The 14,371-nt window shown below is 37.9% G+C and carries 9 protein-coding genes; all 9 read right to left on the minus strand.

Annotation, left to right across the window (positions count from 1 at the left end):
- Positions 1–10 precede the first annotated feature (10 nt).
- The gene (locus tag H9N25_RS24710) at positions 11–1,552 is read right to left on the minus strand and encodes a SusC/RagA family TonB-linked outer membrane protein (RefSeq protein ID WP_223833449.1); all 1,542 of its coding nucleotides are present in this window, start codon (positions 1,550–1,552) and stop codon (positions 11–13) included.
- Positions 1,553–1,638: 86 nt separating this feature from the next.
- Positions 1,639–3,156 (minus strand): carboxypeptidase-like regulatory domain-containing protein, encoded by a 1,518-nt coding sequence (locus H9N25_RS24715; protein ID WP_223833450.1) that lies wholly within the window; start codon positions 3,154–3,156, stop codon positions 1,639–1,641.
- Positions 3,157–3,509: 353 nt separating this feature from the next.
- Complete coding sequence (locus H9N25_RS19760) at positions 3,510–3,998, minus strand: lipid-binding protein (RefSeq protein WP_190326985.1); 489 nt, start codon at positions 3,996–3,998, stop codon at positions 3,510–3,512.
- Positions 3,999–4,008: 10 nt separating this feature from the next.
- Complete coding sequence (locus H9N25_RS19765) at positions 4,009–4,662, minus strand: immunoglobulin-like domain-containing protein (RefSeq protein WP_190326986.1); 654 nt, start codon at positions 4,660–4,662, stop codon at positions 4,009–4,011.
- Positions 4,663–4,682: 20 nt separating this feature from the next.
- A complete protein-coding gene (locus tag H9N25_RS19770; protein ID WP_190326987.1) occupies positions 4,683–6,155 on the minus strand; it encodes a SusD/RagB family nutrient-binding outer membrane lipoprotein in 1,473 nt (490 codons plus the stop codon).
- Between the two features lie 11 nt (positions 6,156–6,166).
- Positions 6,167–9,337: a SusC/RagA family TonB-linked outer membrane protein gene (locus H9N25_RS19775; protein ID WP_190326988.1), complete on the minus strand. Its 3,171-nt coding sequence runs from the start codon at positions 9,335–9,337 to the stop codon at positions 6,167–6,169.
- Between the two features lie 366 nt (positions 9,338–9,703).
- Positions 9,704–11,131, minus strand: coding sequence for a SusD/RagB family nutrient-binding outer membrane lipoprotein (locus H9N25_RS19780; RefSeq protein ID WP_190326989.1), 1,428 nt, complete (start codon positions 11,129–11,131; stop codon positions 9,704–9,706).
- A gap of 16 nt (positions 11,132–11,147) precedes the next feature.
- Positions 11,148–14,186 (minus strand): SusC/RagA family TonB-linked outer membrane protein, encoded by a 3,039-nt coding sequence (locus H9N25_RS19785; RefSeq protein ID WP_223833781.1) that lies wholly within the window; start codon positions 14,184–14,186, stop codon positions 11,148–11,150.
- A complete protein-coding gene (locus H9N25_RS24720) occupies positions 14,099–14,368 on the minus strand; it encodes a carboxypeptidase-like regulatory domain-containing protein (RefSeq protein WP_223833451.1) in 270 nt (89 codons plus the stop codon). Before H9N25_RS24720 ends, H9N25_RS19785 begins: the two co-directional genes overlap by 88 nt.
- Positions 14,369–14,371: the final 3 nt, after the last annotated feature.

Consider the following 14,371-nt stretch of genomic DNA (forward strand, 5'->3'; position numbering starts at 1 on the left):
TTAATGTGTGTTAAAATGTTAATGATAAAGTTGCTCCGTAGAATCTTGCAGGAGGTGTTTGGCCTAAGTTAACAATACCAATACCATTATTATCAGAACCAGCAGAACTATACTCCGGATCCGTGTAGATATTCGTTTTAGGTGTCCAGATAAATAAATTTCTACCTTGTACACTGATACGGGCTGCTTTTACATATTTAATATTTCCTAAAACAGATCTTGGAATATCATATCCTAAAGATAATTCTCTTAGTTTCCAGAAAGCTGCTGAATAAACATAATTGGTACCGACCGCAGTATTTGTTGGTCCGTTAGTCCAGAAATCTACACCACCGGTTCTTGTTGTAATGTTAGTGTTTTCAACATAGGTATTGGTAACCGGATCTAAATAAGATGAGTTTGGAACTACGAAACGCTCACGGTTAAAATAGGTTGTTCTGATACCAGCACCAGAAAAATCGTAGCTACCTGAGCTTTGTGCCATTACGAAACCGCCTCTATATTCAAATAAAGCAGCCAAACGGAAGCCTTTAAATGATGCAGCAGCATCTAAGCCTAAACGATGTCTAGGTTCAGTGTTTCCAAGAACAAAAGTTCCTGTTGTGTTGCTTGGAAAACCGGTAATGCGATCAACAATGATTCTACCCTGAGAATCTCTAACATAGTCAGATCCTTTTAATGAAGGGAATGATTGACCCTCAATTGCCCATACTCCTAAACCAGTTGTTGCTGAACCAGATAATGAAATTTGGCTTAGTCCATTACCAATTGATAGAACTTTATTTTGATTATAAGTATAGTTTGCACCAACTGAAACTTCTAATCCACTAGTAGGGTTTCTAACTGGAACAACACGAATTGAAGTTTCTACACCTTTGTTTGATACCTCACCAGTATTGGTTAAAAATTTAGTAAAACCGGTAGAGCTTGCAATATCGATAGGCACAGTTTGATCTGTTGTACTGGTATTGTAATAAGTAAAGCTACCTGTTATTCTTGATTTAAACAAAGCAAAATCAACACCACCTTCATACGCCAAAGTCATCTCTGGTTTAATGTTCGCAGAAACAACTTGACCACCTAAGGTATATCCCGGAATTCCATTAAAAGGATATCCATAAGCAGAACCAAATGTTGGCAATAATGAATAAGCACCAAAGTTAGAGCTGTTACCTAAGTTAACATTACCCACTTTAGACACACCACCTCTAATCTTTAACGACTCAATAACTTTTGAGTTTTTTAATAAAGGGATTGCATCAGATGCAATGAATGAAATATCTGCAGATGGGTAGAAGAATGATCTGTTTTCAGCAGACAAAATAGACCTCCAGTCATTTCTACCTGTAACGTGTAGATATAAATAATCTTTAAAACCTAAACGGACATCACCATATAAACCGATTTGCCTAGCTTTATAATCAGCTTCACTGGCACCAGAATTACCTAAGCCGTTGTTTATGTTAAAGAAACCACCTTGGGCTAATCCCCCATTGGTATTAACATTAACCGTTTTGTAAGTATTTTGTCTAATCGTACCACCACCTATCACATTTAATGTGAAATCTTTAGACAGTTTTTTAATATACTGAGCGATAAACTCTGGGTTAATTTGGGTATTAAAACCAGACGATTCACTTACTCCCCCACAACGTTTGAAAAGTTTGGCGTTTCTTTTAATCTGTAGTCTGAATAAGTAAATTTATCTGTTGTAGATTTATTTGCAAAACTACGGTTTGATAAACTTGCCCTAACCAATAAAGACAATTCTTTAATTGGATACCATTTTAACTGCACATTACCAGTTAAATAATCGTTACGCGTAATACTACGGTTATTACCTAATGCAAAATAAGGATTTTGATAGTATTCATTATAATATCCATCTGGAGTAGAAAAAGGATCGTTTTTATAATCACTATATCTTGTTAGTGGAATCTGACCCGGTGACTGAAGAACGTTATCAAAAACAGTAGCAATAGCACTTGATTGATTATAACGGTTTTGAACATAATTAGCGTTAAAACTGAATGTGACATTGTTACCTAAATTACGCTCTCCGTTAACACGCATGGTAAACCTATTATATTTATCACCAGGAACTGTACTTTTTTGATCAAAATACTGCCCAGAAAAATAATAGGTACCTTTATCGTCTCCAGAAGAAACGTTAAAATCTGTTTGATTTGAAACACCTGTTTCCCAAAAAGCATTTTTATTCTCATCAGCATTGAATGAGTAAGGTACTGATTGGATAGATCCATCTGCTAAAGGTTTACCAATTGGGCGCACAACACCGTCAAATGCCGGACCATATTGTTGGTTTTCAAACGGGGTATAGGTCGGCACATCATCATTTCCTGTACCAGAGCCAAAACGTTCTTGCAACTGAGGCAAGAAACTTACTTGCTCTACGTTAGTGGTATGGCTTACATTAATTGTAGAAGACCCTCTTTTACCTTTTTTAGTTTGGATAATTAATGCACCATTAGAAGCGTCTGATCCGTAAAGTGCAGCAGCACCCGCGCCATTTAATACTTCGATGTTCTCAATATCTTCAGGATTTAAGTTCCCTAAGATATCACTAGGCACGATTACGTTATCAACAACAACCAAAGCCTGGTTATTACCCAATAACGAACGGTTACCCCTTAAAACTAAACGTACGCTAGGATTAACACCGCTACTTACAGCATTTACCTGTAAACCAGCAACTTTACCAGTTAAGGCACTTGCTACGTTAAATGCTTTACCCTGAGTTAGCTCTTCAGCTTTTACGGTAGTAGATTGGTTACCCTGTTGACGACGCTGAATGGTGATACCGCCCGCAGTAACCACAACCTCATTTAATGAGGTGACATCTGAATTTAAAACAGCGTTAACAACGTTGTTTGCAGGGATAATAAACTCTTTTGTTGCATAACCTAAAAAGGTTACCACTAAAGTTTTACCATTTCTTGGAACATTTAGTGAAAATTTTCCGTTGGCGCCCGTTTGAGCACCTAAAGTAGGGATTTCTTTTACCCTTACCGATGCACCAGGTACAGGAAGACCATCTTCTTGAGATGTTACTGTACCAGATACTGTTCTTTCTTGGGCAAACGCTGAGGAGGCGCATAGCACAAGAATGAACAAACTTTGTAGAAGTTTTTTCATAATTTGAAAATAGGTTAGTTAATGATTTATAAAGGCTAATGTATAGTTAGTTACGTATACAACCAAATTTTTTTTAACAATTTTTAACATTTAACCCGTTTTTTTATCAAAAAATAACTATTTGACAAAAAAAGTATCAAAAAACAATAAAACTAATAATTTAGTTAAAAATAACTGTCTTTATAGTTATACAAAAAATGAGATTTTAGAGCAACTTCTTCTCTTAAATTACAGCTTATTTAAAGTGCTGCCTTTTAAAAATTTAAGGCCTTTATTATATTATAAATTTCTCTTAAAACAACAAGGCCCTCCAGGATTATTTCTGGAGGGCCTTGTTACTTATTACGAATAGTTTAATGGTCGTCACCAACAAATTTGGTTCTGTGGTATCCTTTAAGATGGTAAACTGTACCAGGATGCTCGTCATCAGAAAACACAACATCGAGTGCAATAGCATCCGTTGGTGCTTTCGACGACGGCCCAACAGTGCCATTTGGAGTAACCTTCCCATTGGTTACCGCAAAGGTTAACCCCCCGGGGTATGTCCCTGCATTGGCAATACTTTGTCCTGAAAAGCTTTTGCTGTCTAGATTTACATTAACTTTTCCAAATACAGTATTATCGGCATTCCCCCAAAGATCGGTCAAATTCAACCACATTTGGGTTGACGAATTATCGGCCGTATTATAAGTAGATATTTTATAATAAGCTCCGGTACCATCAATCTGTATCCACCATTCGCCAGATAAATCTTGCACAGCTGTACCTCCAACGGGCTCATCTTTTTTACAAGCCGATATGCTTAGTACAAAAAGTGTTAGTATATAAAAATATTTTTTCATCGCTTTATGATTATTGTTTAACAAAAGTTCTCACCTGACCACCATAGCCAGGGTTTTCAACAGCCCACGAATAATTACCCGTAGTTAAATCTTTACTTTCGGTATTTGATCCCCACGGCCCACTATCTGTATTTTGTTGCGGAATATCAATTACACTACCAGTGGGATTGATTGCAATTACGTTAACAGTTGTTCCCGTTGCCGCACCGCCTGGGTTATTAACTAGATAAGCGCCTGGGGCCAGTTTTGTCCATTTTGTAATGGCTCCGGTAGCTGCCCTGAGGTAATTGCCCGAGAAGTCGTTAGCTAATGCATCGGCCTTGGTATCGTATACCACTACTGATCTTGTTGCAGTTGCCGAAAAACCATCGCTATTTTCAGCAGAATAGGTAATTAAATAAACACCAGCTACAGCTGTATTTGGTAATCCTGTTACTTTTACCGTTATGTTGCTTGAACCAGCTGCAGCAGTAGCACCTGCATCAGTATAGGTACCTCCCTTTGCTACAGCAACATACTTATCACCTTTCATCGTTATTATTGGATATATAGTTACTTTAGAAATGCCGACATAACCTTCCGGGTAATCAAATGACTCTTTTTTGCAAGAGCTATAAGTCATGCTTATAACTCCCAATATGATTATTGCTAAATATTTTTTCATCTCTTTATCAATTATAAATATTATTTACCCCACCAAACCTTAGTCGTAATTGGAACTTCCGCTGGTGTATTACTATTCCTATCCCTTGATGATGCGGGAAATACCAAACGCTTAGGAAACAAACCTGAAGTTACCCCGTTTTTCGAATACACCCATTGGCCAGGAATATAGTTATCATCAGTAGAATACACCGCACTTATTTTTGGATAACCAGTACGTTCCTGTTCAAAGAAACCTTCCAAACTATGTGAACCTGCAAAAGAAGCCCATTTTTGAACGATGATCTGCTCTAATTTTTGTTCGAAAGTACCTGCTGAGTAATTTAAATAAGGAACCGGGATCTTATCTACATTTAATCCTACCTGAGCAAAAGCTGCAATAACACCTTCCTTATACATTGCTGCTGCACCAGCGCCACCATAATAACGCTCAAGCGCTTCGGCCTGCATTAAATAAGATTCGGCAGCCGAAATAAACCATACGGGATCTTTAGCCGATTGCGCAAAAACAGTTGCTCCTGCATAGGTAGGTTGTTCAACCGCAGTTGCCGTATAATCACCCTGATTCATAGGTACAGGAGTAAGTGTTCCAAAATAATACTTAGCCCTTGGATCACCATTAACTGCTAACCAACTCGTAAATGTTTTACTTGCCCTTAGGTTAGTAGTGGTATTTAAACGGCGAACGTTATATTCATAAAAAGGATTACTATTATTAGGTGCATCTTCGAACGTGGCTATACCCGCATTCGTGGTCAAGAAATTTGCGCCATCTGTATACAATTTTGTAATGCCTGCCTGTGCTTCTGCAGGTTTTGCATTTATCATCCTTAAATACATTTTTAGCTTTAAAGTATTCGCAAATTTTGTCCAAAGATCCATGTCTCCACCGAAAAGGAAATCTGTTTTTTTCTGATCCTTGTTCAATTCAACACTGGTGTAATCCTTAGCTAACGCGGCATCTATTTCGGCCAGCAAACCTACATAAACGGTGTAACCATCGTCAAATTTAGGCTGTAAATTATCCAGGCCTTTTAATGCTTCGGTATAGGGTACTTTATCATATAAATCTACAAGTACCTGATAGGTGTAAGCTTTCATTACCGTTGCCATTAAATTATAACGCCAATCGCTTCTGGCCACAGCCAATTTTATAGCTAATTGATAATCAGCTAAAGCGCCTGAAAACAGTTCATTATAATTACCATTAAAATCGTTACGGGTTAAAGCATAAGCATCAATGGTTTTATATTGATTTGAAGCATTTGCCTGCGTATAATATTGAGCCCAAATGCCGCCAATGATTGTTAATTCGCCACCAACGCGTCCCGCAGTTGAACCTACCGCTGAAGGGAACAATACTTCAGGTGTGGTCGTTTCAATCAATGGGTTATTTGGGCTTACATTGATATCTAGTGTTTTCTTACATCCAAAATTAAGAAGCACCAATGCTGATAATATCAGCGTTTTATATTTGATATGATTATTTTTCATTACAAGATAGATTAAAATGAAACTTTTAATGATGCACCAAAAAACCTCACCGGAGGTGCCGTTCTAAACTCCCCAAACTCACTTCCCAAATCATTTCCATAATTAGAAACCTCTGGATCGATCGTCTTGTTCGTTTTAGCCAACCAGGTTAATAAATTTCTTCCAAAAACAGAAATACTTGCTTTTTGGGCACCTATCTTGCCAACAACAGATTTTGGAAGGCTGTAGCTTAACGTTGCCTCTCTTAATTTTAGGAAAGATCGGTCTAAAATACGGTTGGCATAAGCATCAGCCTTATTTGATGTATGGTAGTAAAAATCATCAGTATTGGCTTCGGTAATAGGAGTAGTGTTTTCTACATATGTACCGTTAGCTAATTTTTGAACAGAATTAGGTACAATAAATGGACGGCGATCGTTATAAGTCGTCTTTTCATCTGCACCCACAAAGTTTAATAAATCGGCTGTTCCTGAATAAAACACACCACCTTTATGCCAATCTAACGTAAATGAAAGTGAAAAATCTTTATAACGGAACTGATTATTTAATCCCATTACAAAATCTGGCACAGTAGATCCAAAACTTACGTTTTCAGAAGAATATACCGGATATCCATTTGAATCAACAATAACCTGACCTGTTGGGCTGTAAGTACGGGTAGGCGCTTCTATAATACCTAATGGTTGGCCAACACGAGCTACAAATTGTGCATCATAAGCCGAATTTAAAACAACCTTATCTAATCCGATCGGTAATTCGGTTACTTTACTGTTCTCTTTTGTAAACGTATAGTTTAAGTTCCAGTCGATATCTGTTGTTTTAATTGGCTTAATATTTACTGCAATTTCTACACCTTTGTTGCGAACCGAACCAAAGTTGACGATATAAGAAGAATAACCTGTCGCCGGATCAATAGGCAATGGAATAATCTGATCTTTTCTTAATTTGTTGTAATAAGTTGCATCGATTCCAATACGATCTTTTAAGAATCTAACCTCAGCACCTAGTTCTACCTCTTTAACACGCTCTGGCTTAAAGTTATTACTATTCAACTGGTTGGAGATTGAATAACCCGCCACACCAAAAATAGGAAATGTTAATGTTCCAAAACCTAATGGAGATGATGTACTGGTTGCTGTGTTAAATACACGATACGGATCGGTATCACTACCTGTTTCACCATAACTTGCTCTAAATTTTAAAAAGCTGATTGGTGTTTTAGATAAATCTATGGCCTGAGAAGCAATGAAAGCTAAACTGGAAGCAGGGTAGAAATAGTTATTATTATCCTGCGGAAGAGTTGATGACCAATCGTTTCTTCCTGTTAAAGTTAAATATAAATATTTGTTGTAACCAAGCGTTGCAGAAGCATAAGCACCAAATAAACGGCGGTGAGATTCTGCACTTGTTGATGTTGGTTTATTTGCAGAGTTATTGATCTGATAAAAGCCTGGTATTGCTAGATCTTCAATGCCGGTACTTAGTATTCTTGAACCACGGTCGTTATAGTTTACACCTATTAAACCGTCTAAATCGAAATGACTGTTTAACTCTTTATTAAATAATGCATTTAACTTTGTGTCATACTCAAAAGTTTTTACAGACCCCTCGATTACATCACCAACATCAGCTGCCCTTGAAGACCCTTCGATGTTTCCGCCTGCATTATAACTGCCTACACTTGGTGCATTTTTATTGTGCCAGATTTTACTAATGGCATTATCAACATCCGCACCTTGCTGGAACTGAAAACTTAACCAGTTCGTTGCTTTATAATTTAAATTAATGTTTCCGTAAACACGGTCGCTCTTATATCTACTTCCGTTTTCGTAAATAGAGTAGTAAGGGTTTTCGGCATAAGGTGTAAAATAATTATCTACATTAAAGAACTTATTTTTGTAATCCTGAAGGTCTTTAATCGGAATATCTCCGGGGATCTGAAGAATATCTTCGTAAAACGAAGAACCAATACCTGAATTGGCACCACCCTGATTGATAAACTTAGTCGTTTTACCTACGTAGTTTAAAGAGGCGTCAGCAGAAAAGTTACCATATTTGGTCGATCCTTTTAAAGTAAAGTTATTTCTTTTGTAAGAATCGTTATCAGAAGGCAAGTAACCATTACTGTAAATGTTACCGTAAGAAAAATAAGCTGTGCTATTTTCGTTACCACCGCTTAAAGCAATGTTGTTGTTTAACTCAATACCAGTTGTTAAGGCATCCCTTACATTGTTCTTAATAAACGAATAAGGTTTTAACAACTGAGAATTATCAACCACTGCACCCCAAGTTCTTAATTGACCATCGTATTTTGGTCCCCAGTTACCATTTTCAGAAGGAATATAAGTGCCATCCCAACCTTGACCAAACTGATCTTGAGGTTTGTAAATAGAAGCAACATTGGTTAAAGTAGTTGACGTAGAAAGATCAACTTTTAATTTACCGGCGGCTCCTTTTTTGGTGGTCACGATTAAAACACCGTTTGATCCTCTCGAACCATATAAGGCTGTTGCAGCCGATCCTTTTAAGATACTGATGCTCTCGATGTTATTCGGGTCAATATCGTTGGCATTATTACCAAAGTCGTAGTTATTATCAGAACCTGCGGTTGAGTTATCCAAGGGCACACCATCTATAACATATAAAGGCTGATTACTGCCCGTTATTGAAGAAAATCCCCTTAAAATAACTTTTGTCGATCCACCTGGTGCGCCAGAAGTATTGGAGATGTTTACCCCGGCCACTTTACCCTGCAAACCACCAAATAAACTGGCCGGTGCTGAAGCGTTCACCTCGGCCGATTTTAACGTGCTTTGGGAGTAGCCCAAAGTTTTAGTAGCCTTGTTAACACCCAATGCGGTAACAACTACCTCACCCAAGGCTTTAGAATCGGTAGTTAAAATCACGTTGATTACATTTGAGCTCCCGATGGGCTTGGTCTGACTTGCAAAACCAATTGATGAAAATTCAAGTGCTTTGGCATCAGCGGAAACTTTAATGGAGAATTTTCCATTTGAATCGGTGGAGGTACCCCCTGCGGCTCCCTGAATTTTTACGCTTACTCCAGGAATCGGCAGTTTGTCATCTGCAGACGTAACTGTTCCTGTGATTGTTCGCTCCTGTGCCATTGCGTTTACCGCAAAAAACAGCATGATGAACAAACTCTGTAGAAGTTTTTTCATAGTAGAAATAGGTTAGTTAAATGTGTATAAATAATATGCTAAATTAGAGCTAGTTAATTCCTGAAGCAAATTTATTTTAACTATTTTTAACTAATGGCGCCCTAAATGCCCCTTAAGGCCTATTTCACAATCGTAACTTTTTTGCTAATTAAAAATTTTAACTAAAAAGTTAGGCGTTATACTGTTTTAAACCCTGATCTAAGCACCTGTCTTTAAAAATTAAATTTTATGAAGGTAAATTTTCCAGTCAAGGGTGTATTAAAGACAAAAAGCACCTTTCAAATCAATTTTGACAGGTGCTTTTTGAGAGATGTGAACTAAAAACTTCCTAAAAAGACATTTTTTGTTTTCGGGTTGTTTTCATATCTAAAACTTATCCCAGAACAATTTTGTGGTTACAACATCTCCACCAATTGCACCAGAAGCTTGGGTGTAATTGCTACCATTTAATTGCTGTTCATTGCTTGGGTAGCTAAGTCTGTTAGGAAAACCGGATTTAGCGCCGACCGGTGCAGTAATTTTTGGAAAATCTAACCTTCTTAATTCTGTCCAACAATTAAAAGGCCTATTATAAAGAGCGATCCATTTTTGGACACCTATTTTTTCTCTCCAGGTACCAGGTGCCGTTGTATAGGAAACCAGTGGATTTGCAAGATAAGTGGATGCTTCTGTAACAGTACCTCCCCAATATAAAATCGATGCCTTAATCGCATTATTGTAATGCGTTTCTGCATTACCGCTAACAGTATATCCTCTTTCCGCGGCTTCTGCTCTATTAAATTCAGTTTCTACATAATCCATCAGTAAGGTTGGCGCATCAGCAGCATAAACTTTAGCACCAGGTTTAGAAACAGCAGATATCGTATTCACCTGCCCAACTATACCACCAACATAGGCACCGTTTGCATTGGTACCAAAATACTGTGGCAAACGAGGATCTGACAGCGCTAACAATTTGTCTACCAAATCTTTTGCGGCCACGTAATCACCACGCCCACCGGTTACAATATTAACAAAAAGTGGGTTTTGATTTGGTGCACCTGCCAGATATTTAAAAATTGCATTATCCACATCGGCAGAAATTGCACCTGCATCTGATGCTTCGACAGCAGTTTTAGCAATTGCATTGTCTGCATCTGCTAAAATTAAAGCTTGTTGCATCCGCAAAGAGTTACCAAATTTTATCCATTTTGAAACATTCCCCTGAAAAACAAGATCTTCAGTTGCAGAAAACCCTGCACTTCCCGTATTGAGTTGGGCAATGTCGGTATTTAGCCTTTTCAATAGATCTAACGAAATCGTCTTCGCATCATCATATTTCGGAAAAAGATTTTGTTGATCTAGCGCCTGGCTATAAGGAACGTTGCCAAAAGTATTAACCAGTGTACTAAAGGCCAGCACTTGCATGATATCAATAATTGCCAGTTGATTCGATTTTATACCAGCGTTTAACGTAGTATTGGCCTTTATAATGGTTGATGATTGGGTTAAATTTTGGAGTACTTCTCTATACATCGTAGTCCACCATGCTTGAGGAATATTTCTAGTACCGAAGTCGTACTGGGCTTCATCCTGATACGTTACCATTGCCCATTGACTTGTAGTGAATCTGAAAACATTGGTGTTAACACTAGCACTCGTAACAACATCGCTGTAAGATTTGGTTGCGAATGAAAACAAAGTCGCAGCAGGAACCTCTGATGGCTTTTTGGTATCAATATTAAGTGACGTAATATTCTTTTTACAAGCTGTAAAAGAAACAAGCATTGCAAAAAATATGATTGATTTTTTCATTTTATTGTTGATTTAATTAGAATGATAGCTTTGCATTAATCCCTATTGTCCTGGTTGTCGGATATGCACCACTTTGTATCCCTTGCGCATTTCCAGAAGACAAATTCTCTTCCGGATCTGAATAAGGGAGATTTTTATGTATAATCCATAAATTTCTTCCAAAAACAGAAAGATCAATCCCTTTAACAGGGCCCCATTTTGAAATCATGGCTTTCGGAAAAGAGTACGTTAATGTAGCTTCTCTTAATTTTACATAACTGGCATCGTATGAAAATGCAGACTGCGGAAGGGTAGGAGAATTGGCGTCTATCACTACACGTTTAGTATTAACCTGACCGTTTTCTGTTACACCATCTAAAATAACGCCTCCGCTATTTCCACTATCGGTTACCGGATTCCTTACCGGATTACCCAGATCGTTTAAACCAACGGTATTTGGTAAAATACCGGTATAGGTAGCATAAAATTGGTCTAATGACCAAACATTGCCCCCAGAACGGATGTCAATTAAGAATCCTAAGGATACGTTTTTATACTTAAAGCTATTATAAATACCGCCAATCCATTTTGGGTTAATATTGCCGATAACATTAGTTGTACTTGATGTTATTTTATAATATCCATCTGCACCAATAACTTTTTGTCCGTTTGCGTTATAGACATAATCTTTGCCCTGAATGGTACCATACGGCTGGCCTAAAGTAGCATTAACACTTATACCAGCCTGAAAGCTAGCTAATTGCAAATTTCTACTATCATTATACAATTCCAAAACCTTACTGTCATTTTTTGTCCAATTGACATTAATGTTCCAAGAAAAATTTTGTGTTTTAATCGGCGAACCATACAATGAAACCTCGACACCATTATTTCTTATCACGCCAGCATTAACATAGGTATTGGTAAATCCTGTTGCAGCAGAAACCGCAACTGGTATAACTTGATTTTTTGTTTTTGTTAGGTAATATGAAGCATCAAAACCAATGCGGTTATCCAAAAATGCCATCTCTAAACCAATCTCACTGCTTTCAGTCTTTTCGGGTTTCAATGAAGGATTATTTGTAGTAAAAGGATATGCAAATAAAATGCTTGATCCAAATAGATTTTGAGAGGTATAAACATTTTTGGTACTTCCCCAAGGTGCATCGTTTCCAACTGTAGCATAGTTGACACGTAGTTTTCCAGATGATATCCAGTCAACTTTATCCTTTAGCTGCTTAGAGAACAACCAACTGCCAGCAACCGAATAATAGTTATATGCATTTCCGCCTTCCGGAAGTGTAGAAGATTTATCTCTTCTAAAAGTACCCTCTAAGGTTAAAAATTCATTATAGGTCAGGGTAGCTCCACCAAAAAATCCGTCAACTTCTCTAGGCTCATATCTTTCTATAGGGGCTGCTACGGCACCAACAGAATTAGAAATACTATAAAGCCCAGGCACAATGAGGCCACCATTTGTTGTGGAAAAAACGCTATTCAACAAACTCTTTCTGATATTACCCCCAAGCAATGCTTTCAAATTAAGGTTCTTCGTTACATTTTTATCAAAGTTTGCGATAAGGTCAAAATTTGTTTCGTTGAACGACCTGTCCGTGCGGGCATAAGAAGCTGCTCCCTTACTTCCTACAGCAACCCTTTCTTCCTGAAATTCATTGTAAGTATCTAAAGAAACACGTCCGAGAATATTTAGCCAATCAGTTGCCTTATAATTTAAAGACGCATTCCCAAAAATCCTGCTCCTTGTATCATTTTCATAATTCTGGTACCTTGTCCAATAATAATTATCAGTATATTTAGCCACAAGGCCTTCAGGTGAAGAAGGGTCAGACCAATTCCATGTAACATTTTGCTTATTTCTAAAGTAAGCATCCTTTTGAGCCATCATATCAACATTGGTTTGATACCATTGCCTAAAATTTTGGTTCACATTTAAGCCACTATATCCTGACCCATATCTGCCCAAACCCTCAACTTTTGAGTAATTCGCAAGTGCCGATGCGGTTAACCGATCGGTAATTTGGTACGTAGAGCCAAAATTCAATATATTTTTAATGATTTTACTATTGGGTAACGTTCCGCGGTCATCACTTCTGGTATAGCCAAGTTTGATTGCCCCTTTATCGGATGCGCCATCAAATATTATATTATTGTTATTAGAAATTGCTGTTTCATAAAATGTTGATGGATTATTTGCGGCAGCCACCCATGGTGTTTTTTTCTTATAATTAGGAGAGTATGGATCAAAGGCATCCCATTGATACACCAGTAGGTTTGGATCAAATTTAGCCCCGTAAGATGCATCTTCAGAAGTTGGAACAACCCTCTCCTTAACACCATTACCCTGAACATCAATCAATAAGAAGCCATCTCCGCTTTCGTATCCACTTGAATACCCGGCACCATACTCAGTTTGATACTTCGGGAAAGTTGATTTGTCAATTGTTCCGACGGTTAAGCCACTATTAATTGTAATCCCCATACCTTTACTCTTCCTGCTTTTTGTAGTAATCATAATTACACCATTCGCTCCTCTGGAGCCATAAAGCGCACTCGCTGCAGCTCCTTTAAGCACGTTAACCGATTCTATATCGTCAGGATTGATATCTGCTGCCGCATTTCCATAATCATAACCACCCCTCCCTCCTTGCTGGTTAGTAGAGTTATTGTTTGAATTGTCGACCGGAACACCATCAACTACAAATAACGCCTGATTATTCCCTATTAAAGACTTATTTCCTCTGATTACGACATTAGTTGACCCACCAATTGCATTGCCTTGAATAATCTGCAAACCAGATACTTTACCTGATAGAGCAGACGCGGCGTTTGATGACCGTGTTTGTGTAAGTTCTTCGCCTTTTACCTGCTGCGCCGCATAAGATAATGTATTTTTCTTCCTAACCTGGCCCAAAGCGGTTACCACAACTTCATCCAAAGCCTTAGCATCTGAAGATAAGACAGCATTGATTACATCTGAACTTCCAATCGGTTTGGATTGAGTGGCAAACCCGATTGAAGAAAATACAATAATTTTAGCGTCCGGTGAGACTTTAATGGAGAACTTTCCGTCAGCATTAGTTGAGGTGCCCCTGTGGCTCCCTGAATTTTTACGCTTACTCCAGGGATTGGCAGTTTGTCTTCTGAAGACGTAACTGTTCCATTGATTGTTCGATCCTGTGCCAATGCCGCTAGTGCAAAAAACATACAGATGAACAAACTCGGTAGAAGTTTTTTCATTGT

It is taken from the genome of Pedobacter riviphilus (genome assembly GCF_014692875.1).
GTDB lineage: Bacteria > Bacteroidota > Bacteroidia > Sphingobacteriales > Sphingobacteriaceae > Pedobacter > Pedobacter riviphilus.

Excerpts from the sequence above, each read along its gene's own strand:
- H9N25_RS24715 (WP_223833450.1), bottom strand. The coding sequence starts at position 3,156 with ATGAAAAAACTTCTACAAAGTTTGTTCATTCTTGTGCTATGCGCCTCC.
- H9N25_RS19775 (WP_190326988.1), bottom strand. The coding sequence starts at position 9,337 with ATGAAAAAACTTCTACAGAGTTTGTTCATCATGCTGTTTTTTGCGGTA.
- H9N25_RS19770 (WP_190326987.1), bottom strand. The coding sequence starts at position 6,155 with ATGAAAAATAATCATATCAAATATAAAACGCTGATATTATCAGCATTG.
- H9N25_RS24720 (WP_223833451.1), bottom strand. The coding sequence starts at position 14,368 with ATGAAAAAACTTCTACCGAGTTTGTTCATCTGTATGTTTTTTGCACTA.
- H9N25_RS19780 (WP_190326989.1), bottom strand. The coding sequence starts at position 11,131 with ATGAAAAAATCAATCATATTTTTTGCAATGCTTGTTTCTTTTACAGCT.
- H9N25_RS19765 (WP_190326986.1), bottom strand. The coding sequence starts at position 4,662 with ATGAAAAAATATTTAGCAATAATCATATTGGGAGTTATAAGCATGACT.
- H9N25_RS19760 (WP_190326985.1), bottom strand. The coding sequence starts at position 3,998 with ATGAAAAAATATTTTTATATACTAACACTTTTTGTACTAAGCATATCG.